Raw genomic sequence first — 21,291 nt, 5'->3', positions numbered from 1 at the left:
TGCTCTTAAAAATTAAATCATTGCGCCGAGAGTAAATTTTATAAGCCACCTATACAGGCATGCTCATTATCTCTTTGTAAGCTTCAACCAACTTGTTTCTCACCTGCACTGTCGCCTCAAAAGCAACGCTGGCTTTTTCTCTGGCAATCACCGTCTCTGACAATGTCACTGTGGTATCACCCATATCGAGGCGTGTTGCTAAAGAAGACGAGTTGGCTTGCAGTTGGTTTACATTACCCACCGCTTGTGACAGCAGCTGTCCAAAATCGCTGCCGCTGGTGTTATTCACTTGCTGAGTGATACCGGTAGACATGCCAGACGGTTTGATCTCACCGCTAAGAGATTGCATTTCTTGTAATAATGAATTGGCACCAATCTGCATTTGAAGCTCCTTTCGTCGTGATTTTGACGAATATTGATTACTTACCATCAATGAAGCAATTAGCTTGCCAACTTTTATTTAGACGGGCAGAGTCCTGCTGCCCCTACCTTTTATATGGAGTGAAGTAGAGACCGACAGGACTATGGATTTGTTGATTTAAGATAGGGGATCAGGTGCGTGCTCGCACGCTGCCTGATTACAACCTTTTTATGACTATGCTGGTATTTAGCTACCTATACTGGAATTTGAATACCTATGCCGGAATTTGAATACCTAGGTCACGCATTTTTGCCATTTTATATCGTAACGTCCTTGCGCTAATCCCCAGCTTTTCTGCTACGGCTTTACGGCTGCCATTACACTGATTAAGTGTCTCTAAAATAATCACGTGCTCTTTGGCTTTGAGCTCATCACCCAAGCCTTCAGCTTCAAGCGCGCTCGGTGACACGTCAAAATGCTGCTCCAATTCACAATCTTGCGTATCGAGAATAATGTCACCTGCACCTATAGTATCTCCGCTATGTAAAATCAGTGCGCGCTGTATGACGTTATCAAGCTCTCGCACATTGCCCGGCCACCGGTGGGTCAACAATCTTCTGGTTGCTGCCTCATCTATCTCGGGCATATGATTCAAGCCACTTCTTTGTCCATGACGCTGCAACAGATGACGCGCTAAGGGTAATATATCCGCAGGACGTTGATTTAATGCCGGCCACGTCAACGGAAATACATTAATACGATAAAAAAGATCCTCTCTAAACTCACCGTTGGTTGCTGCTGCTTTGAGGTCACGATTTGATGTTGCTAGCACGCGCACATCAAGTTTGATGGTTTTCCTGCCGCCTAACCTTTCTACTTCTCGCTCTTGCAACACTCGCAGTAATTTCGCCTGTAACCCCAAATCCATTTCAGATATTTCATCAAGCAGTAGGGTACCGCCTTGGGCTTGTTCAAACTTACCAGGACACGCTTGTACTGCACCAGTAAAAGCCCCCTTTTCATAACCAAATAAAGTCGCTTCAAGCATATTTTCGGGAATTGCTGCACAGTTAATGGCGACAAAAGGCGCATGCTTTCTTGGGCTATTGCTATGAATAAATCTAGCTAACACCTCTTTACCTGAACCACTTGGACCCATGATCATCACTGACGCATCGGAGGCCGCGACTTTGGTCGCTAAATTGAGTAAGTTTAGGCTTTTATCATCTGCAACAACCGGGCTATCTTCGGTAACGGCTGGTTGAATATAACGTGATACCTGATTAAGCAGAACTTCAGGTGCAAAAGGTTTGGCAAGATAATCCACTGCCCCTTGTTTAATCGCATTTACGGCATTATCGATAGTCGCATAGGCGGTCATCAGCAATAAAGGTAATTGACTATGATGCTGGCCAATATATTGCAACAAGCCAATACCGCCAATGCCATCCATTTGAACATCGCTAACAACTAAGTCATAGCTGTTATTTTTCAAGTAGATGATGGCTTCTTCTGCAGAGCCGACATCATCGCACTCATACTGAGCTAGCAATAAGGTATCCACTAAGGCTTCTCTTAATGCGCAATCATCTTCAACCAATAAGATTTTACCTTCAGACATGGCTACTCTCCTCAGAACAAGTGTTCTCAATCAATGGCAAATATAAGGAGGCTTTACAGCCTTTGCCCTTGACGCAATGAAAATCAAACTTACCGTCATGATTGGTCACCACAGATTGCACGACAGCAAGGCCAAGCCCTGTTCCTTGCGCCTTAGTGGTATAAAAAGGTTCTAGCACCTGTTTTTGCATCGTGGCATCTAAGCCTTTACCGTTATCAATAACATGTAAGCTCACATGGTGATGCTCTTGTTCAACCTGTAAGGCAATACGGGTGGCACCAGCCTCAATACTATTAATCACTAGGTTATTTATTGCAGAGCTCAAAGTTGATGCATTAGCATTGATAAGTTGCTGCCCATCACCTAGCACGGTTAACTGGCAAGCCTTCTTCTGGGCAATAGGTTCACAGTTAGCGACCACACTATTGATGATATCGTCCATTAACACAGGCACCATATGTTCTTGCTGACGCCCTTTAGCCATCAACAACATATCATTGACCTGCTGCTCTAACTCATTCAGCCTATCGATCAATTTACCCTGAAATCGCGCTCGGCCGCGTTGATCGAGTTTATTACTGCCAAGGTTAGACGCATACAACAGGGCGGCGGATAGTGGTGTTCGCACTTGATGTGCTAAGGTCGCCACCATTTTTCCAAGCGCTGACAAACGTTGCATATGAGACACGTTTTTTTGCAGTAAACGCGTTTCTGTTAAATCGGTTAATACAATAAGCTGACCCGGCTCAGGCGTTAATGGCGTGATCGCCAGCTTGACACGGCGACCATTTTTTAATGAAACCTCATGACCATCATCATCTTGAGGAGAGAAAGCACGATTGATGACCTGAATCCAGCGGAGCCCCTCTAACGGCTGTCCAAGTAACTGCACTGCTACTGGGTTAGCTTGAGTGACCATACCGTCGCCATTGATGATCACAACCCCCGAAGGCATTGCTTGTAAAATATGATCCATGCGACTGGATGTATTGGCATTGGCCACATCATTATTGGCTACGGTACTAATGTTAGGCTGTTGATTTACGACATGATGCTCAGATACACGCTGTGCTGCCAACATAAACTCTCCGTCAAAATTCTGCTATTGACAGAGAGAATGCATAAACTAGGCCAAAATAGAATTTTAGACAATGCACAAACAAAAACGGCCCTTGTTAGTTACACAAGAGCCGTTAGAGTTCGCTAGATAGAATCTTCGCCTATCAATCTTTACTCATGCCGTATTTACGCATTTTTTCAACTAAGGTTGTACGCCTAATACCTAGCATTTCTGCTGCACGGGCCACCACGTTATCTTGTTGATCAAGTGCCTGACGAATCATATCGATTTCAAGCTCAGCGAGTAAGTCTTTAAGGTTAACACCTTCTGGTGGTAACTCACTCGGGAATCGAGTTTCAGGGATCTCAACAGGCTCTTCATCATTAAATATCGACGCTAACGCCTCTCGCTCCAGCTCTTCTTCGCTAACTTGAACCTCATACTCTGGCACATCAATATGGCGATACTTAATCGGTAAATCATTAACATCAACTAAGCCGCCTGGATACAAAATCGTTAAGCGCTCTACCAGGTTAGACAGTTCGCGAACATTACCTGACCACTCATGTTCTTTTAATGACTCAATAGCCCGCTGGGTAAAACGAACCTTGCCGCGGCCTTCGTTATAGACTCGGCTGACCAGCTCTTGCAGCAACAAGGGAATATCGTCTTTACGTTCGCAAAGCGCTGGCATTTCAATTGGGAATACATTCAAGCGGTAATATAAATCTTCCCTAAAGTCACCTTTAGTGATCATCTCTTCTAGATTACGATGAGTCGCCGCGACTACTCTAACATCTGCACTAATAGAACGATTGCCGCCAACACGCTCAAAAGTACGTTCTTGCAATACTCGCAGTAATTTCACCTGCATTTGCAACGGCATATCGCCAATTTCATCTAAAAAGAGCGTGCCTTTTTCAGCTAATTCAAAACGGCCCTTACGTGCACTAATTGCACCGGTAAATGAGCCTTTCTCATGTCCAAACAGCTCACTTTCTAACAATTCAGGCGGAATAGCACCGCAATTGACTGGAATAAAGGGACCTTCACGGCGGTCAGAGAGGTAATGCATATTACGAGCAACCACCTCTTTGCCTGTGCCAGATTGCCCTAATATCAGCACGGTTGCATCGGACGCCGATACTTGGCTAATAAGATGACGAACGTTAGCAATGCCTTCACTGCGGCCAACTAAGCTACGAAACAGTTTAGTTTGATTGCCACTGGTTGGAATATCAGGACGTTTGGCTTGACCGAATACTTGGCAAAAATGCAATAACTCAGTCAATTGAGGATAATTTAACGGCTCTTCGATAAAACCCAAAATGTTAGAAGCACCAACATCCTCAGCAGGCCCCATCACCAGCACTGGCTGCCATGGAATAGAAGCTGCAATGGATTGAATCAAAGTTTTGGTTTGCGCATCGGAGGTAATCACTAATGCTCGGTAACGAGCATCTTTTACTCGCGCCTCAAGTTTATCAACAGCGATCAAGTCAACTTGTTCGCCAAGAAACTCAAATACACATGACAAGCGATTAATTCGCTCTGATTGACTACCTACAATGAGAATTCGTTGATCTATTTGCATCATTTAAGAAGGCCGTAAAGCGCTCAGTATTATTCGCATTAATTATTAGTGTTCGTTGCCTAAAAGCTGACAGTAGCCTTGCGTAAACTCGTCGATAAAAGACTACCATGAGGAATAGTGTATTATCAGCAGCCTATTAGCAAGTCTCAGATGCATTTTATGCCGAACTCTCATGATTTTAGCTCAAAATCTCAACGTATGCAGCAGCAGATGCCAAATGTTTGACACCTGCCAAGACTCCATAGGGGTTCAGATCTTGTTTAAACCGCCTCGGGCTGTGAGGCCATGTGATGTTGGTCGCTAGGAATTGCATCCCAACCTTCTTTAATCGTACGTAATATTTCGCTTACGTCATCTATCGCTTGCACATCATTGTTCATGTTAGCTTCTGAGATTCTGCGTAACATAAAGTCATACAAGTCACTTAAATTGCTGGCAATATCGCCACCTGCTTCCATATTTAAGCTATTGTTCAAACCGGTAATGATACCAATCGCTTTACCGATATATATCCCTTTATTGGTAACATCATTTTGTTCGATAGCATAACGACTTTGAGCCAGACGCTGCAGTGCGCCTTCGAACATCATTTGAATAATACGATGGGGTGACGCAACTGAAATTTCGCTTTCAACCGACACCTTACGATATGACTGTAGTGACCTTCTCATACATACCTACCTATTAGAATCTATTGACTTATACACGTTAACTTGGCGTTTATTCTTACGCCCGATGTGTAACAGTTCCTGTCGATGTTGAAGCACTGACTTAGCCAGTACTTCAAATTCGCGTGTTAGTTTCAGCTGAGATTCCAATAACTCACGATCTTCATCTTTAGGCGCTTTCAACAATACATCGAGCAAAAGTTGACGCTTTCCAATCAACTCTTGCAAGTTTGAGACCAACTCGTCTGTATGTTCATCTTCCGCAGGTAACGAGTCTAATTTCGCTAACGTTTCTGAGACCGCTCTATTTACTTCATCTAACGTTTGCAAAGCCAAATTCCCACTCCACTATTAGTTTTATAAACCTAGTATTGGTTAACCGACTATTGTTTAACCAGAGTTGCCGATAACACCAGGTAATGAATTCAACCCGCTAACTATACCACCAGCTTGCTGATTCAGTTGACCAACCACCAAATCCATGGCATTAAACTGCTTGAATAGTCGGGCCTCTAATAGCTCCATTTTTAAAGCAAAAGCTTCTCTATCACTATCTAAGCGTTTTTTATCACTGGTATAGGCATTATTACGAGAATCGATCAGACCACCGGTTTTAACATAGCCTTCTGTTAACTCATCTAATCGATTCGCAAGGCCGGTAGTTTCAGTCGCAAATAGCCCTTCAATACTGGCCATATCATTTTTGATAACATCATCTAATTTTGATGAATCAACACTAAGTTTACCGTATCTGTCAGCCTCAATACCAATGTCATATAACGCCAATGTTTTGCCATCGACATCCACTCGTGTACTGATCATATTGCGCATTTGTGACTCTAATGAGCGAATCATAGAGTCTCCCTGCAACGCCGCCGCTTTTTCTTTTTCGGAATCATAAGACGACAATTTATCGATCGAACTCATCAAACTGTTGTAAGCATCAACAAAGCCTTGCACATTCTCTTTTACGGCTTCATCATCTTGCTCAATTTTTAACGTGGTGGTTTTATTGACATCTGCTTCGGTTAAGTTAAGCGTCACACCTGCAATCGCGTTACTAATCTCATTAGTTTGTGAGTTAAGTTGTTGTCCGTCGACATGAATAATGGACTCTTGGGCCGCTTGTACTTCAGACAAGTTTGCCCCGCCAAACATATCATTTAAGCCTGTACCTGTTGTGTCGTTAGCAGTAACAGCAATTTGGCTATCCGGGCCTTCAGTATCTGAGCTCAACACTAAACGGCTACCCGAGTTAGTGGTCACAATGGTGGCTGTAACACCAACATTGTCCGATGCATCATTGATATTCTTGGCAATATCCTCTAATGAATCCGATGCTCCTACAGCGACGCTAAACGACTCACCATTTACGGTGAAATCTAAGCTTCCTTCACCAACAGCCGCGGTTTTATCAGAGGTAAACGCACCGGCCACTTTATGGGCTGTCGCGAGTTGTTCAACCTTGATGTTATAAGAACCTGTTGTGGCGTTCTTGTCAGCCGTTGCGGTCAAATAGGCACTGTCGCCGGTTGAAACCGTTCTTTGGTTAAGGCTTGCGCCATCTTTTAGCTTTTCCAATGCATCTTGGAAGGTTGACAAGGCGCTTTTTAGGGTACCAATTGCCGAGACTTTGGCGTCAATTGTTGCTTCTTTTTTATCAAAGATGGCTTCTTTTGGCACTTTCTCAGCATCAACAAGCACACCCACGATAGTGTTAATGTCGAGCCCTGAACCAATACCCGTTGCTGTTAATGCCATACAAACCTCAACTCATTCACCTAGGTTAGTCGCTTATTAGACTAGTTAGGCTTCTGTTTTCATTAATAAGCCTGTCACTTCAGACAGTTTTTGCGCTAACTTTAACGCTTCTTCATTCGGAATTTGTCTAATCACATCGCCCGAATCGATATCCATAACACTAACAATATTTGTGCCAGAATCTTCATCAATTTTAAATGCTAAACCTTTACGCATCACAGCCATCATTGCCGACATTTCATCCACTAACTGTTGCATCTGTTCGCTGTTAGGTTCCTCTTCAGCCTTAGCTGTTTCAGCACTCTGTTCGACAGCCTGAGTGACTGACGTTCTATCTAGCTCTGCATCCTTTGCAGCAGTAGGCTTAATAGGTGCAATACCTATATCAATTTTAGCAGCTGCGGCATTGGATTGATTCACTAAATTCAAGTCCGTTACCATACTACACCCCCACGAAATTCTTTATCCTTAAAAGACAACAAAAGGGAGACTCGTTACCGAACCTCCCTTGTTGCGTCAAATTAACTAGCTAAAACTCATATTACAAGAGTGATAGCGCTATCTGAGGCAACTGGTTAGCCTGAGCTAACATGGCAGAACCGGTTTGCTGCAGCACTTGGTTCTTAGTCATCGTAGATGTCTCTTTAGCAAAATCCACATCAACAATTCGGCTCTTCGCATCAGCAACGTTAGCTTGGGTATTAGCACTGTTACTGATGTTATGCGCTAGACGGTTTTGTACCGCACCTAACTTAGCACGACTAGTATCGATGGTTTTAATCGCCGCATCAATTTTAGTGAGTGCCGATGCACGACCAGCCGATGTCAATACAGTTAATGAACCAACTGATAGCGAAGCTGCATCAGACTTACCAACAGAAACTTTAATGTCTTCACCGTCTTGGTGACCTACTTGGAAGGTCTTACCAGCAGAGAAATCACCGTTTAGAAGTTTCGTATCACCAAATGCGGTGTTTGAACCAATCGCTGTGATCTCTAGTGCTAGCTGATCCATTTCATCTTTCAGTGCTTGTAAATCAGCGGTACTGTTTGCACCGTTTTCTGATTGGATGGTCAAATCACGCATACGTTGTAGCATGTTAGTTTGCTCTTGCATCGCACCTTCTGAGATTTGTGCGATAGAAATAGCATCGTTCGCGTTACGCATACCGACTTCTAAACCACGAACCTGTGAGTTCAAGCGGTTAGAAATCGCAAGACCTGCAGCATCATCCTTTGCGCTGTTAATACGCAAACCACTCGATAGACGCTCCATAGAGGTCGCAAGATTACTGCTTGAGTGATTTAGATTCTTCTGTGCTTTTAGAGAAGTAACGTTAGTGTTAACTGTAATAGCCATAATCTTTTCCTCTTCAATACCTGGCTTTAAAACATTGCCTGTCTGCTTAAGCCAGGCTGGTCTTACTGGTTACAGTAACTTTAACGGCGGAGGAATTTTAATCTTTAGCTTTTTTTTCAAAAAAAACACCAAATTCAATTAAGCAACTGAATTTGGTGGTTTTATTCTTTTAAAAAATGTAACGAACCAACGTATTATTTACGTGTTTGACTCATTAACCTAACAAAGATAACGCGACCTGTGGTAATTGGTTAGCTTGCGCTAACATCGCCGAACCGGTTTGTTGTAGTACTTGGTTTTTAGTCATTGTTGAAGTCTCTTTCGCAAAATCCACGTCAACAATTCGGCTCTTCGCATCAGCGACGTTTGCTTGGGTATTAGCACTGTTGCTGATGTTGTGTGCTAGACGGTTTTGAACCGCACCTAATTTAGCTCGCTGAGTGTCAATCACTTTAATCGCATCATCAATCTTGCCAATGGCTGAGTTACGGCCCGCGCTGGTCAATACTGTTAATGCGCCGACTGACAGTACTTGTGCATTCAATGTACCAACAGAAATCGTAACATCTTCACCGTCTTGGTGACCTACTTGGAATAACTTACCTGCAGAGAAGTCACCAGTAAGCAGCTTAGTGTCACCAAAAGCCGTACTGTTACCAATTGCAGTAATTTCCAGTGCAAGTTGATCCATTTCATCTTTAAGCGCTTGTAAGTCAGCTGTGCTATTAGCGCCGTTTTCAGACTGAATCGCCAAATCACGCATACGTTGCAGCATGTTGGTTTGTTCTTGCATCGCACCTTCTGAAATTTGCGCGATTGAAATAGCATCATTTGCGTTACGCATACCCACTTCTAGACCGCGAACTTGCGAATTCAAGCGGTTAGAAATTGCCAGACCTGCCGCATCATCCTTAGCGCTGTTAATTCTTAAACCACTCGATAGACGCTCCATCGATGTCGCCAAGTTCTGTGTCGATATGTTTAAGTTTTTCTGCGCCTTCATTGACGTGACATTGGTATTAACATTAATAGCCATCGTGTTTTCCTCTTCTTGGTTGCACTGCCAAGACTTCGAGCTTGGCTAAAATAAACAGTTAGGTTGCTAACCGATATGTATCAGTTAGATATAATCAAACAGGGTCGTTGAACCCACTTTTGTAAACACACTTGATACTGCATTGAGTGCGAGTTGTTGCTTCTCTAACTCTGTAATAGCAGAGGCGTAATCAAGGTCTTCTAACATTGATAACGCTGAGCTATTAACTAGCTTCTCTTCTACGTGTGTCGAACTGTGGCTTTCAAGACTCTTTAAACTATTTCCTGATACGCCACGGGCAATACTGATCTGATTTATGCCGCTATCCACATCATTCAATATCTGTGCCAACTCCGCCTTACCTTGCGCAGTATTCACTTTATTAGGATCTTCAAGCAAAGTGATCGCTTCATTGATGGAGTCAAAAATACTGACAGAGTCTTGAGGGGAAATGCTGAAACTATCGCCAGCAGCGGGCATACCGTCGAGTTTGACTTCGATACCATTAAAGTTAACAGGTGTTGCGGGGTCGAAAGCCGGCACCGTAGTCACTAAGGTATTGCTAGAATCTCGTACTTCTAGGCTGGTACCGACCATGTTAAAAGTGTAGTCATCTGCAACATATGTCAGTGGATCGACAATTTCGGCGCTTTTTACACTAAAATCACCAACTTGAGATGCCAAATAGTTGACGCGAAAATCGCCTAAGCCACCAGGAGCATTCATAAATGCTTGGTCACCAGGTACATTGGTACCCACCACCACGCCCGATGCAATAATGGCATCCCTTACACCACTGTCTCCGGCATAAACCATGTTACCGGCCGCATCAAAGGAAAAAGGCTGTTGCCCTGTTTCATAGCCGGCAAACATATAGTTACCCGACTCATCTTTACTATTGGCAATCGCAAGCAACTCTTCTAGTGTGCCTTTAAGTTCATCGGCAACCATTTGCCGCTCCGAATCAGAAAGACCGCCATTAACTGCCCTTAATACTTGTTCACGCACAGAAGTCGCTAATGTTTCTGCGCTACCAAGCTTGCTTTCAGTGATATTTAAACGGCCAGTGGCATAATCAATATTCTTCATATACTGATCAACCAAGGCATTTTGCTGATTGAGGTTATCGATGCCAATGGCCGCAACGGGATCATCACCTGCGGTATTGACACGTTTACCGCTAGAAATTTGCTCGATGATCTTACTGGTTGACGTTTGTCTATCCAAAATGCCATTGATATTTTGAGTAAACATTTGCGCTGTCGAAATTCTCATACCATTTACTCCTAACGCACCGAACTAAATAAGGTGTTAAAAATTTCACTAGCTGTAGTCATGATTCTCGCAGATGCTTGATATGCCTGTTGAAAGCGCATTAAATTTGCCGCTTCCTCATCAAGGTTTACGCCTGACTCACTTTGAACTCGGTTATATGCTTGGGTATACACAGCTTCTGCAGATCCTAGTGCAACCTGCGCTGCTTTAGCTTTGCCGCCCACACTTAACTTGGTTTTTTCGTACACATCGCTAAGGGTGGAAGTACCGTTATTCATCACTTTTGATTCGCTCAACGCAGCCATAGCAACTGCATTGCTGTTATCACCCGGCGCAAATGACAAATCGAAAGTAAACCTATCGGTTGCTGCGGCACTTGACTCCACTTCAAAAGTAAAGCCGTAAGCGCTGATATTAGGCGGTGTAAAGGGTGCCGGTGCCCCCAATGAAGTTCCGTTTGCATCAAATACTTCAAAGGTGTTGGTCGCGGTATTAATTTCAAAAGTTAGCTCTGAGCCGGTAACAGGAAAGTTAGCCGCGCTGCGATTATCAATACTCACCATCTTAACGTCAGTATTTCCCGAGTTTGCTGCATCTGCGCTGATCTTGGGTCCTGCCGCAGCCAGCTTTTTAGGGTCGGTCATCTCGACCGCAATACCAGATGCTGCACCTGCGGTAGGTCTAATTTCAAAACGGTCTCCAGAAGCTAACGCCCCAGAATCAATATGCAACGTAAAACCATCTGCGCCTTGTAATTCACTACCTACCAAGGTTAGTGGTGTAACCGCACCTGTGGCGTTATCTTTAAGCTCGTAAGTTGATGGCGCGGTGAAACTTAGCTCATAACTTGAGCCCGTTAATGCGCCAACATCATCAATATTTAATCTAAGTGCTGCGTTACCCGCGTTATTGCCATAAGCCCCCACACGGCCATTGGCCATAGAGGGATCATTAATATCAACAAAAATGTTTTCACCTACTTCACCGTAAAGGTCGAAACCATCTTGCTGCGCTTGGTTAAACACGTCTGCGACACCTAAAGCCAGTTGATTAACTTCAAGCTGAGCAGGGATTAAAGTGTCATCTCTAAATTGAAATAGCGCACCTAATGTACCGCCCATTTTAGACGGGTCGACGACGAGATTTTGCGAACCTGAAGAAGTTTGAATGCGAAGTTCACCAGGGTATGGGTCGCCTGTAGTGGTGCTCATCTGCATGGATATTTGGCCGGAAACTAACATTACAGAGCCACCGAGCATGATGCTTTTCGCGCCTGACTCAAGAGGAATAACATTAACCTGACCGTATTCACTCAGCTCTTTGATCAACGCATCTTGCTTATCTAGCAAGCCCATATCTTGACCTTGTGACTTCATCAACTCTTGGTTGATATGACCCAGCTCAGTGCTAATTTCATTAATGCGATCGGTAATGGCAGCGATTTGATCATTAGTCTGTTGCATCTGACCATCAAGATGAGATTGCATTTGATTCAAGGCCGATGCTATCTGGTCAGCATTGCCAAGCACACTACCACGAATCCCCAAATCATCCGGTAGATCAGCCAAACTATTTAAACCGGCAAAAAGATCACTAAGTCCCTGCGGCACAGATTTGCCGATTTGAGAAAACAGCTGGTCGAGCTCGCTCATTTTGATATCTGTGGTTTGGGCTTGGCTCATGGCCGTTTGACCAATACGTAGCTCTCTTGAAGCATATTCGTTGTAAATACGCTTTACATCAGAAATATAAGTACCAGCACCAAAATAACTATTACCCATACGTTGGGTATCTAAACTCGACTGCTGAGCGACTTGTCGGTGATAGCCTTCGGTATTGGCGTTGGTAATATTATTACTGGTTACCGCAAGTTGAGATTGCGAGGCCAAAACACCTGTTCTGGCAATATTGAGAAGATCCATTGACATCAGCTTAACCTCACAACAAATTTAACTAGGCCAAAGAACACACGAGTAAACATCACTGACCTCCACCTAATTTAGCTGACACATCTTGACCAATGGATTGCATGACTCGAATGACCTTTTGAGCATATTGCGGGTCAGTTGCATAACCAGCATCTTGCAGACCTTGAATAAACTGAGAAGGATCTGCGGCCTTTTCTAAGGCTTTTTGATAACGGGGCCCATCTGAAATAAACGATACAAAGTCATCAAAGCTCTGCTTTATATCATCGTAAACCCTAAAATCGGCTCGCTGCTGTACAGCGATACCCTGTTCAAATTCCAAAGTATTAACTGCGGCTTTATCACCTTCCCAGCGGTGATCGGCCTTGATGTTGAACAAGTTATTACTTGGTTGACCATCCTTTGCCTTAATCACTTTTTGTCCCCAGCCTGTTTCCAAAGCCGATTGAGCGATTAACACCTCCGGTGTTGTACCTAATTGCTGCGCAGCTTTTTCCGCATGGGGGTATAACTGGCGAATAAAATCTTGTTGGTCGCTAAAGTGGTTGCCCTTTCTTGCTACTTCAGATGGCAAACTCTTGCCGCTAACAATATCGTCAATCGTTTGGCTTGCCGTTGCACTGGTCTGGAATTGCTGGCTCAGATGCACCGGCTTATTCCGGCTCATGGGTGAATCAATATCACCGCGCAATACCGAAGCTGGCGTAACATCACTGGTACCAGGCGACAACTGCTGCACCATTAAATCTGCCAACCCAAGCATCCCTTTGTCCGATAAATTGACGGACATTTGCTGATCGTGCATCTGTTCATAAAACTTTGTGTATTGAGAGTTCATTGGGCTATCAGACTCAAATACCGCATTGGCATCTCGCATGCTTTTCATTAGCATCTGCACGAAAATACCTTCAAACTGCTGCGCAACTTCTTTTAATGCAGCTTGATCGTCTTTCTGGGCTTTCGAGCGCAACGAGTCAAGGCCGCCGATGTCCAGAAAGTGCGATGAATTTGATAGCTTATCCATATCAATACCGACAAAATTTAGATGATGATAAGCTCACCATGCAAAGCGCCTGCCATTTTTAGCGCTTCAAGAATAGCTAACACATCAGACGGTGCAGCCCCAACTAAATTCACAGCCCTAACCAACTCATCTAATGTGGTGCCAGGATTAAATAGGAACATACGATTATCTTCTTCAGCCACATCGATAGTGGTATCACTGGTAACAACCGTATCTCCACCGGCAAATGGATTGGGCTGCGACACTTGTGTAGCTTCAGCAATGGTGACAGTTAACCCACCATGGGTTACCGCGGCAGGTAATAAGCGAACATCTTGGCCAACCACGATAGTGCCAGTACGTGAATTCACAATCACTTTGGCTGACTCTGCAGCAGGCTCTACTTGAATGTTTTCTAAGGTTGCTAAAAACGAGACGCGCTGCGAGACATCTCTGGGCGCGCTGACTTGCACAGATGACGCATCTAATGGCCTTGCCATACCAGGACCAAGTAGCTCATTAATCGCATCAGCCAAACGTTTGGCAGTTGAAAAATCAGCGCGGCGTAAGTTAAAGGTTAAGTGATCGCCGGTAGAAAATGGCGTCGCGACAGTTCTTTCAACAATCGCGCCATTGGGAACGCGGCCCACAGTTGGGGTGTTTTGAATCACTTTAGAGCCATCAAGCCCTTCAGCACTGAAACCACTGACCACCAAACTGCCTTGAGCAATGGCGTACACATTACCATCAACCCCTTTTAGGAAAGTTTGCAGCAAAGTACCACCACGTAAGCTCTTTGCTTCCCCTAGGCTCGATACCGTGACATCAAGGGTTTGACCTGGCTTGATAAATGGCGGCATATCAGCATGGACAGCAACTACGGCAATGTTTTTGATCTTGGGGCGAAAATTATCCGGCAAGTTAATGCCGAAGTTTTTTAACATGGTTTTAAATGTCTGCTCTGTATAACGGGTTTTTTCGCCGGTGCCAGGCAAACCTACAACCAGGCCATAACCAATTAGTTGGTTATTTCGAACTCCCTGCACATTAGCAATATCCTTGATACGCTGTGCATAGCTCAACGTTGAAACCATTAATAACGCAATGACGAAAAGCAGTTTGATTTTCATAAAGGCTCCTTAGAAAGGCCACCAGCTGCCCATAAAGAATGAGCTTAACCAGCCGACTTTCTGCACATCTGCAAAGGTACCAGTACCACTGTATTGAATACGTGCGTTGGCAACTCTAGGGGAATCAATGGTGTTGTCAGGGCGAATGTCTTGTGAGCGCACCACTCCTGTTAAGCGCACAAATTCATCACCGTTATTAATACTGATCCATTTCTCACCGCGAATAACCAAGTTGCCATTATTGAGCACTTGCATTACGTTGGCCGAAATACTCCCTGATAAACTGTTACTTTGGTCAGCGTCAGATTCACGTTTTGTGTTCATGCTGTCTTTGTAACGCAAATCAATCGGCTTACCACCAATGGTGACATTTCCGCCGCCGGCATAGATGGGGTCAAGGGTTAAATCGGTGCCCTTTTTAATTTCATTATTAGCACTCTTACTGGCCTGGGTTTGCTCCATCAAGATGACCGTAATAATGTCACCGACCTTTAAGGCTTTAATATCGGAATAAAGGCTTGATGCTTGACTGTCTTGGTACACAGAGCCCGTTGCCGCAATTTTGGTTGGTGGCGCTTCTGGGTACACTGGCGCGTAGTAAGGGTCATCTGGAATTGGTTTAGTATTGGCTGAGCTACAACCAACGAGTACCGCGGCTGCTGCTAAACATGCAATTAACTTAGTCATAATCAATTCCGCCCTACAAGTTTTGATTTACGTAAGCAAGCATTTGATCCACCGCAGAAATAACCTTAGAGTTCATTTCATAGATGCGTTGGCTTTCAATCAAATTAACCAGCTCTTCGGTGACGTTAACATTGGATGTTTCTAACGCCCCCTGACGAATAGCCCCCATTCCATCAAGAGATGCGGTCCCTTGAATAGGCGTACCACTGGCGCCAGTTTCTAGGTACAGGTTCTGTCCCATCGGATCTAAACCACTTGGATTGATAAAATCAGACATGGTTAATTCACCGACCACTTGGTTATCCGCAGTACCTGGCGTTTTCACCGACACTTCACCCTCTGCTGACACCGTAATACTGATAGCATCATCAGGAATGGTGATCGGTGGTTGCAACACATAACCTGAGCCAGGGGTAACAATCTGGCCGGTATCATCTAAGGTAAATTGGCCGTTTCTGGTATAGGCTGTTGTGCCATCAGGCAATTGCACCTCGAAAAAGCCAGGCCCTTCCACCATTAAATCAAGGGAGTTGTCGGTGGTTAACATGTTGCCTTGGGTGAACATTTTTTGGGTAGCGACCACTTTGGTCCCCGCCCCCACATTCAAACCGTTGGGTAACTTGGTGTTGGATGCGCTAATGCCACCCGCTTGGTTAACGGTTTGGTATAGCAAATCTTCGAAAACAGCGCGGCTTTTTTTATAACCAACAGTGCTGGCATTAGCGACGTTGTTTGAAATCACCGAGATATCGGTTTGCTGGGCATCTAGACCAGTCTTACTTATCCATAACGCGGGATGCATACTCTTTCTCCTAACTAATGCGCATTAATGTTGAAGAAGCCTGGTCGGTTTCTTCTGCGGTTTTCATCATTTTGATCTGCATTTCAAACTGTCTTTGCATATCAATCAGCGACACCATCTCGTCCACAGCATTGACATTGCTGCCTTCAATAGCGCCACTTTCTACCGAAACAAAGGGGTTAGCGGGCGCGATTTCTCCGGATATCTGCCTAAACAGCCCATCTTCGCCTCGCATTAAATTCTCATTTCCAGGATTAACAAGCTTGATACGGCCGACCTCTTCTATCACCTCAGCGGTAGAGCCAAGCGGCCTAACTGAAATAGTGCCATCTTGCGCAATCTCGACCTTTTCGATCGGTAACGGCAGCACTATGGGACCGGCAGCGCCCATAACGGGATTACCACGGTTGTTAGACAATAAACCGGTTGAGTCAAAACTTAGACTGCCCGAGCGAGTGTAGGCTTCACCACCGTCAGCACCTTGCACAGCAATCCACCCATCACCTGCAACAGCGATATCAAGATCCCGCCCTGTGGTTTTGATGGGCCCGTTAGCAAAATTTGCTGAAGGGCTTTCGGTCATGGCAAAAACACGAGTCGGCAAGCCTTCACCAAAGGCCTGCATAGTCCGTGCTTGTTCTAAATCAGCTTTGAAACCGTCGGTATTGGCATTGGCAAGGTTATTGGCCCGCACGGCCAGCGAATTCATATTCTGCTTAGCGCCACTCATGGCGACATAGAGTAATTTATCCACTTGCAGCTCCGTCAATCTTTCAACTTAAACTTCTATTAACAAGTTAAAAGCAAACATCATGCCAATAAGTGTTCAGAAATTTGGCGCTGTTGGGTTTTATCGAAACAAGTAGTTAAATGAAATCGAACAAGAGAGAGGAAATAGCAGTAAAAAGAGAGGCAAGGTGTTGCCGCAAGCGGCAACACCTTATGCGTAACCTAGCGGATCTGCAGTACCGTTTGTTGAAGGGTGTTATTCACCTCTAGGGTACGAGAGTTAGCTTGGAAGTTACGTTGAGCGGAAATCAAGTCAACAAGCTCAGTGGTTAAGTCAACGTTAGATTGCTCAAGTGCTGATGAGCGAATACTACCGAATGTACCACTGTTGGCTTCACCCGCTAATGCAGGGCCTGAGTCTAAGCTGGCTTTCCAAGAAGTGTTACCTACTTGAGTTAAGCCTTGCTCATTTGAAAATCGAGCCAAAGCGACTCGCGCTAGCGGCACAGTAGAACCATTACTGTAACTCGCATTAATAAGGCCATCAGCGCCAACTTCAACGTTGGTTAGACGCCCAACTGTTGTACCATCTTGTGTCAATTCCGTGACTTCAAACGGTGACGCGTATTGAGTCGGGTTATTGAAATTTACTGTCAATGTTTGCGTGCCATCAGCGCCAGGGCCAAGCACATCCGCACCATTAACACCTAACTCTTCGGTGGCGATAACCGCTGGATCACTGCCTACATAGGCACCAGTGTCATTAAAGGTTAATACTGAACCTCGCCATCCAGAAGCATTTGTCGCAGTACCTGTACCGTCAGGTGTACCATCACCATTGGTATCAGTCTGATAGGTACCTGCAGCGCCTGCCAAATCAACTTGCTTACCATCAACTGCGTAAAATGCCACCCAGTTACTTTCCCCCGTGTAAGCTGCATCAGGTGGACGCACAAAGTAAGTGGTCATAATGTGTGGCTCACCCAACGAGTCATACATGGTCACAGAAGTCGAGTTGTTATAGGTATCGGGATCATTAGGATCAAAATTAGCTGGGTCCAATGCTGCCTCGCCCGCGTTTAAGTTCATCTGCAAACCTACGTTTTCTGACATTTGTGGGCTACCAGCTGTGTCAGGGATTTTGACAGGTTGTGTGGTAGTCAAACTCACTGATGTCGAATTACCGTCTTTATCTACTGGGAAAGTCTGTAAATAGTTACCGGCAGAATCAACCAAATAGCTTTCAGCGTCGACTTTAAACGCACCTGCACGAGTAAAACTATGGTCCTGTGAACCTACCTCTGATGAAGTAACAAAGAAGCCGCCACCATTAATCGCCATATCAAGGGCATTATTGGTAAACTGCAAACTACCTTGATGAAATTGCTGAGCCACTTGTGTTGTTGTCGCCCCGCCACCAACGGCTGTTTTACTGTTAGCAAAAATAGAATTTGCATAAACGTCGGCAAACTCGGCGCGTGACTCCTTAAAACCAACCGTATTAACGTTAGATATATTATTGGCCGTGGTATTTAAGTCTTTTTGAGCTGCGGCTATTCCACTCAATGCAATGTTAAACGACATAGGTCACCTCTATCATAGAATTCTGTAGTTCTTGGACTCACATCCAACTGTGCTCATTTAGTTAGGTTTCAGACACTGCCAAAACATCACCGAGCTTAATGCCACCAATGCCTCTTAAGTTTAAGATGGCACCTGTGCTTGCTGTTCCTAGTGACACACTGGTCACATGCGCGTAGGTTGACACGGGGAGATCTTGGTTCTCACCGTCAACACGGCCAGTCGCCTTAATGGAGTAATTACCACTGGCCACCGGCTCGCCGTTTTTATCTAGTCCATCCCAGGCAACATCGATATTGCCGCCAGCACTGCCATCAACCGTGTAGGTCTTCACCAACTGACCTTTCTCATCTTCAATGCGTACAGTGATAGACTCAATTGGCTCTGGTGTACTGACAATCCCCTTCATGGTGGGATCTTCCGCTGAAATATGGCCGGTATCCGATGGGATCAGCACCTTTTGTCCAACCAACCCTGATGCCTGCAACGCTTGGCTTGAGGTCATCACTGTATTGAGGTTAATGATCTCTTCATTAAGGTTGTTAATGCCGTCAACGGTAGAAAACGATGCCATTTGCGCAATCATTTGGTCGTTATCAACGGGTTTAAACGGATCTTGCATCGATAACTGTTGACTGAGTAACGAGAAAAAATCCTCCTGAGTTAGCTCTTGGCTATTAGGCTCAGGAATAGAGGATTCTTGCGGTAAACGTAAACCGTCAAGAAACGGGTTACCGGTAGTTTCAGTCTGTGTTTGCGCGCTAGCACTGGCACTGGCAATATCACTCGTCGTGGCTGACTGCTGAGCTGGAGCAATGGTTTTATCACTGCTCGATTGCCCCGCTAGCGGCTGATTCGTTAAAGGATTAATGAGGCTCACTACTTACCCCCTACTGTTTGCCAATTCGCAAAGTTTGTTGCAGCATCGACTTAGCTGCATCGGCCACTTGCACATTCATTTGGTATGAACGTGAAGCTGAAATCATGTTTGCCATCTCTTCCATCACATTGACATTGGGTTTATAGATAAAACCGTCAGCATCTGCCATAGGATGAGAAGGTGAATACTGTTTCTGCAACGGTTTATCACTTTCAACGATGCCGGCAACTTTGACCGATGTCGTTGCCTGCTGTTGATGCGTTGCTTTAGCCATTTCTGCTTCAAAAACCGGATGTCTCGCACGATACGTGCCTTCGACACTGCTTGATACCGCATCAGCATTGGCGATATTACTGGCCGTGGTGTTTAATCTGACCGACTGGGCTGACATCCCTGAACCAGCTACATTAAAAATATCGAATAGGCTCATAATTAATTTCCTTTCAAGGCTTTTTTGAGGCCGGAAAACTTACCGTCAAGAAACCCGATTGACATTTGGTACTCTAATGCGTTTTGCATGAACTCTGACTTTTCTTGCTGTACATCAACCGTATTTCCATCACCTGTATCTGGCTGATTGGGCACACGATATGCAACGTGTTGTTGGGTTAATGCTTTTAAGTCGAAGTGTTTGCTATTTGTCTCAGTCATCGCTAATCCACTTTGGGAAGAGCGTGCAGCCTGCAAGGCTCTATCAAAGTCAATATCTTTGGCTTTGTAGTGAGGTGTATCCGCATTAGCAATGTTTGAAGAGATCACTTGTGCACGTTGAGATCGAATGCCTAACGTGTATTGATGAACTCCGAGCGCTTTATCGAAACTGATCGCCATAAAATTGCCTCCTCAAACAGATGCAAATATCAAAGCAATAGTCGTGCCAAAAAATGATAGATATAAAAAAGCAGGTGATATAACGAAATTTGCCAACGTAAACGTTGGCAAATTTAAACGAAGGTAAATAGTGCTATCAAAGCCTAGCTGCGTTTTTGGTAGTAGATACCTGGGTTGCAGCGAACCATGTCGAACTCTTCAGTTAAACCCGCTATAGATTCTGATGCACCAAGGAACAAGATACCTTTAGGGTTTAAAGCGGCAGCAAATTGCCGCAAGATTTTTGCCTTTGCCTCAGGGGCAAAATAAATAAGCACATTGCGGCAAAATATAATGTCGAACTTACCAAGTAGCGTATAACTTTCAAGCAAGTTGTGCGCTCTAAAATTAACCAAACGTTTGACATTAGGCTTGATGGTCATGGTGCTATTTGCTGTTGCATCAAAAAACTGACGCTTTCGCTCTTCCGATAACCCACGCCCTAACGCTAAGCTATCGTATTCACCACTTTTACACTTCTCCAGCATAGATGGTGATAGATCGGTCGCCAAAATTGATGCTCCACCAGCTAAGCTGCCCGGTTTTTTCTGCTGATACTCCAAAATGGTCATCGCCAAAGAGTACGGCTCTTGGCCTGATGAGCAGGCAGCAGACCATATTTTGAGCGGCCGACCTAAGCGAGCATATTCAGGCAATAAGGTATTACCTAACAGCTCGAAAGGATAACGGTCGCGAAACCACAAGGTCTCATTGGTGGTCATCGCATCGATCACTTCAGCACGAAGTTGACGCTCTGTCGGCTTCATCGAATGCTTCACCACTTCAGACAATGAAGGTAAGTTGTACTTCCCCATTAACGGCGCCAATCGACTCCGCACTAGATACTGCTTGTTGTCACCCAGCACAATACCGCTGTGTTGCTCCAGAAATAATCTGAACTGATTGTATTCCGCTTCAGCAAGTGATTTATTCGGCACTGTGGCT

General features: G+C 44.7%; 22 protein-coding genes. All 22 read right to left on the bottom strand.

Annotation, left to right across the window (positions count from 1 at the left end; all coding sequences use genetic code 11):
• Window positions 1–49: 49 nt before the first annotated feature.
• The 22 genes from fliE to ACHUFW_RS03725 all read right to left on the bottom strand — a co-directional run bounded on the left by fliE (window position 50) and on the right by ACHUFW_RS03725 (window position 21,284).
• The gene (fliE, locus tag ACHUFW_RS03830; RefSeq protein ID WP_394200737.1) at window positions 50–382 is read right to left on the bottom strand and encodes a flagellar hook-basal body complex protein FliE; all 333 of its coding nucleotides are present in this window, start codon (window positions 380–382) and stop codon (window positions 50–52) included.
• Window positions 383–635: 253 nt separating this feature from the next.
• Window positions 636–1,982 carry a sigma-54-dependent transcriptional regulator gene (locus ACHUFW_RS03825; protein ID WP_394200736.1) on the bottom strand — a complete coding sequence of 449 codons (1,347 nt, stop codon included), beginning with the start codon at window positions 1,980–1,982 and terminating at the stop codon, window positions 636–638.
• Entirely contained in the window at window positions 1,975–3,063 is a 1,089-nt protein-coding gene (locus ACHUFW_RS03820) for a sensor histidine kinase (protein WP_394200734.1), read from the bottom strand. Before ACHUFW_RS03820 ends, ACHUFW_RS03825 begins: the two co-directional genes overlap by 8 nt.
• Before the next feature lie 142 nt (window positions 3,064–3,205).
• Window positions 3,206–4,639 carry a sigma-54 dependent transcriptional regulator gene (locus tag ACHUFW_RS03815; RefSeq protein ID WP_394200732.1) on the bottom strand — a complete coding sequence of 478 codons (1,434 nt, stop codon included), beginning with the start codon at window positions 4,637–4,639 and terminating at the stop codon, window positions 3,206–3,208.
• Between the two features lie 257 nt (window positions 4,640–4,896).
• Entirely contained in the window at window positions 4,897–5,307 is a 411-nt protein-coding gene (fliS, locus tag ACHUFW_RS03810) for a flagellar export chaperone FliS (RefSeq protein WP_394200730.1), read from the bottom strand.
• Between the two features lie 6 nt (window positions 5,308–5,313).
• The gene (locus ACHUFW_RS03805) at window positions 5,314–5,634 is read right to left on the bottom strand and encodes a hypothetical protein (protein WP_394200728.1); all 321 of its coding nucleotides are present in this window, start codon (window positions 5,632–5,634) and stop codon (window positions 5,314–5,316) included.
• Between the two features lie 60 nt (window positions 5,635–5,694).
• On the bottom strand, window positions 5,695–7,065 hold the full coding sequence (fliD, locus tag ACHUFW_RS03800) for a flagellar filament capping protein FliD (RefSeq protein WP_394200726.1): 1,371 nt from the start codon (window positions 7,063–7,065) through the stop codon (window positions 5,695–5,697).
• 45 nt (window positions 7,066–7,110) lie between these two features.
• The gene (locus ACHUFW_RS03795) at window positions 7,111–7,506 is read right to left on the bottom strand and encodes a flagellar protein FlaG (RefSeq protein WP_394200724.1); all 396 of its coding nucleotides are present in this window, start codon (window positions 7,504–7,506) and stop codon (window positions 7,111–7,113) included.
• 100 nt (window positions 7,507–7,606) lie between these two features.
• A complete protein-coding gene (locus ACHUFW_RS03790; protein WP_394200722.1) occupies window positions 7,607–8,425 on the bottom strand; it encodes a flagellin N-terminal helical domain-containing protein in 819 nt (272 codons plus the stop codon).
• A 214-nt stretch (window positions 8,426–8,639) separates the two neighbouring features.
• Window positions 8,640–9,461 carry a flagellin N-terminal helical domain-containing protein gene (locus ACHUFW_RS03785; protein WP_394200721.1) on the bottom strand — a complete coding sequence of 274 codons (822 nt, stop codon included), beginning with the start codon at window positions 9,459–9,461 and terminating at the stop codon, window positions 8,640–8,642.
• Window positions 9,462–9,545: 84 nt separating this feature from the next.
• Complete coding sequence (gene flgL, locus ACHUFW_RS03780) at window positions 9,546–10,736, bottom strand: flagellar hook-associated protein FlgL (protein ID WP_394200719.1); 1,191 nt, start codon at window positions 10,734–10,736, stop codon at window positions 9,546–9,548.
• Between the two features lie 11 nt (window positions 10,737–10,747).
• Window positions 10,748–12,664: a flagellar hook-associated protein FlgK gene (gene flgK / locus ACHUFW_RS03775; protein ID WP_394200718.1), complete on the bottom strand. Its 1,917-nt coding sequence runs from the start codon at window positions 12,662–12,664 to the stop codon at window positions 10,748–10,750.
• Window positions 12,665–12,716: 52 nt separating this feature from the next.
• Window positions 12,717–13,688 carry a flagellar assembly peptidoglycan hydrolase FlgJ gene (gene flgJ, locus ACHUFW_RS03770; protein ID WP_394200716.1) on the bottom strand — a complete coding sequence of 324 codons (972 nt, stop codon included), beginning with the start codon at window positions 13,686–13,688 and terminating at the stop codon, window positions 12,717–12,719.
• Between the two features lie 17 nt (window positions 13,689–13,705).
• Entirely contained in the window at window positions 13,706–14,797 is a 1,092-nt protein-coding gene (locus ACHUFW_RS03765) for a flagellar basal body P-ring protein FlgI (RefSeq protein WP_394200714.1), read from the bottom strand.
• 9 nt (window positions 14,798–14,806) lie between these two features.
• The gene (gene flgH / locus ACHUFW_RS03760) at window positions 14,807–15,484 is read right to left on the bottom strand and encodes a flagellar basal body L-ring protein FlgH (protein ID WP_394200712.1); all 678 of its coding nucleotides are present in this window, start codon (window positions 15,482–15,484) and stop codon (window positions 14,807–14,809) included.
• 13 nt (window positions 15,485–15,497) lie between these two features.
• Window positions 15,498–16,286: a flagellar basal-body rod protein FlgG gene (gene flgG, locus ACHUFW_RS03755; RefSeq protein WP_394200710.1), complete on the bottom strand. Its 789-nt coding sequence runs from the start codon at window positions 16,284–16,286 to the stop codon at window positions 15,498–15,500.
• Between the two features lie 10 nt (window positions 16,287–16,296).
• Window positions 16,297–17,040, bottom strand: coding sequence for a flagellar basal-body rod protein FlgF (gene flgF / locus ACHUFW_RS03750; RefSeq protein WP_394200708.1), 744 nt, complete (start codon window positions 17,038–17,040; stop codon window positions 16,297–16,299).
• Window positions 17,041–17,237: 197 nt separating this feature from the next.
• Window positions 17,238–18,599: a flagellar hook protein FlgE gene (gene flgE, locus ACHUFW_RS03745; RefSeq protein ID WP_394200707.1), complete on the bottom strand. Its 1,362-nt coding sequence runs from the start codon at window positions 18,597–18,599 to the stop codon at window positions 17,238–17,240.
• A gap of 61 nt (window positions 18,600–18,660) precedes the next feature.
• Window positions 18,661–19,377 carry a flagellar hook assembly protein FlgD gene (gene flgD / locus ACHUFW_RS03740; RefSeq protein ID WP_394201126.1) on the bottom strand — a complete coding sequence of 239 codons (717 nt, stop codon included), beginning with the start codon at window positions 19,375–19,377 and terminating at the stop codon, window positions 18,661–18,663.
• 109 nt (window positions 19,378–19,486) lie between these two features.
• Complete coding sequence (gene flgC, locus ACHUFW_RS03735) at window positions 19,487–19,906, bottom strand: flagellar basal body rod protein FlgC (protein ID WP_394200706.1); 420 nt, start codon at window positions 19,904–19,906, stop codon at window positions 19,487–19,489.
• 2 nt (window positions 19,907–19,908) lie between these two features.
• Entirely contained in the window at window positions 19,909–20,307 is a 399-nt protein-coding gene (flgB, locus tag ACHUFW_RS03730; protein ID WP_394200704.1) for a flagellar basal body rod protein FlgB, read from the bottom strand.
• A gap of 143 nt (window positions 20,308–20,450) precedes the next feature.
• Window positions 20,451–21,284 (bottom strand): CheR family methyltransferase, encoded by an 834-nt coding sequence (locus ACHUFW_RS03725; protein WP_394200703.1) that lies wholly within the window; start codon window positions 21,282–21,284, stop codon window positions 20,451–20,453.
• Window positions 21,285–21,291 lie beyond the last annotated feature (7 nt).

The sequence above is a fragment of the Shewanella waksmanii genome (assembly GCF_043643685.1).
GTDB lineage: Bacteria > Pseudomonadota > Gammaproteobacteria > Enterobacterales > Shewanellaceae > Shewanella > Shewanella waksmanii_A.
Note: the sequence above shows the minus strand (reverse complement) of the source record. Positions and strands in the feature narration are given on the sequence as shown.

What these genes read in the sequence shown, in the direction of transcription:
- flgB (WP_394200704.1), bottom strand. Translation starts at nt 20,307, where the DNA reads ATGGCGATCAGTTTCGATAAAGCGCTCGGAGTTCATCAATACACGTTA.
- flgK (WP_394200718.1), bottom strand. Translation starts at nt 12,664, where the DNA reads ATGTCAATGGATCTTCTCAATATTGCCAGAACAGGTGTTTTGGCCTCG.
- flgH (WP_394200712.1), bottom strand. Translation starts at nt 15,484, where the DNA reads ATGACTAAGTTAATTGCATGTTTAGCAGCAGCCGCGGTACTCGTTGGT.
- ACHUFW_RS03795 (WP_394200724.1), bottom strand. Translation starts at nt 7,506, where the DNA reads ATGGTAACGGACTTGAATTTAGTGAATCAATCCAATGCCGCAGCTGCT.
- flgL (WP_394200719.1), bottom strand. Translation starts at nt 10,736, where the DNA reads ATGAGAATTTCGACAGCGCAAATGTTTACTCAAAATATCAATGGCATT.
- flgC (WP_394200706.1), bottom strand. Translation starts at nt 19,906, where the DNA reads ATGAGCCTATTCGATATTTTTAATGTAGCTGGTTCAGGGATGTCAGCC.
- ACHUFW_RS03790 (WP_394200722.1), bottom strand. Translation starts at nt 8,425, where the DNA reads ATGGCTATTACAGTTAACACTAACGTTACTTCTCTAAAAGCACAGAAG.
- flgE (WP_394200707.1), bottom strand. Translation starts at nt 18,599, where the DNA reads ATGTCGTTTAACATTGCATTGAGTGGAATAGCCGCAGCTCAAAAAGAC.
- ACHUFW_RS03765 (WP_394200714.1), bottom strand. Translation starts at nt 14,797, where the DNA reads ATGAAAATCAAACTGCTTTTCGTCATTGCGTTATTAATGGTTTCAACG.
- ACHUFW_RS03820 (WP_394200734.1), bottom strand. Translation starts at nt 3,063, where the DNA reads ATGTTGGCAGCACAGCGTGTATCTGAGCATCATGTCGTAAATCAACAG.
- fliD (WP_394200726.1), bottom strand. Translation starts at nt 7,065, where the DNA reads ATGGCATTAACAGCAACGGGTATTGGTTCAGGGCTCGACATTAACACT.
- ACHUFW_RS03815 (WP_394200732.1), bottom strand. Translation starts at nt 4,639, where the DNA reads ATGATGCAAATAGATCAACGAATTCTCATTGTAGGTAGTCAATCAGAG.
- flgJ (WP_394200716.1), bottom strand. Translation starts at nt 13,688, where the DNA reads ATGGATAAGCTATCAAATTCATCGCACTTTCTGGACATCGGCGGCCTT.
- ACHUFW_RS03785 (WP_394200721.1), bottom strand. Translation starts at nt 9,461, where the DNA reads ATGGCTATTAATGTTAATACCAATGTCACGTCAATGAAGGCGCAGAAA.
- ACHUFW_RS03825 (WP_394200736.1), bottom strand. Translation starts at nt 1,982, where the DNA reads ATGTCTGAAGGTAAAATCTTATTGGTTGAAGATGATTGCGCATTAAGA.
- fliE (WP_394200737.1), bottom strand. Translation starts at nt 382, where the DNA reads ATGCAGATTGGTGCCAATTCATTATTACAAGAAATGCAATCTCTTAGC.
- fliS (WP_394200730.1), bottom strand. Translation starts at nt 5,307, where the DNA reads ATGAGAAGGTCACTACAGTCATATCGTAAGGTGTCGGTTGAAAGCGAA.
- flgG (WP_394200710.1), bottom strand. Translation starts at nt 16,286, where the DNA reads ATGCATCCCGCGTTATGGATAAGTAAGACTGGTCTAGATGCCCAGCAA.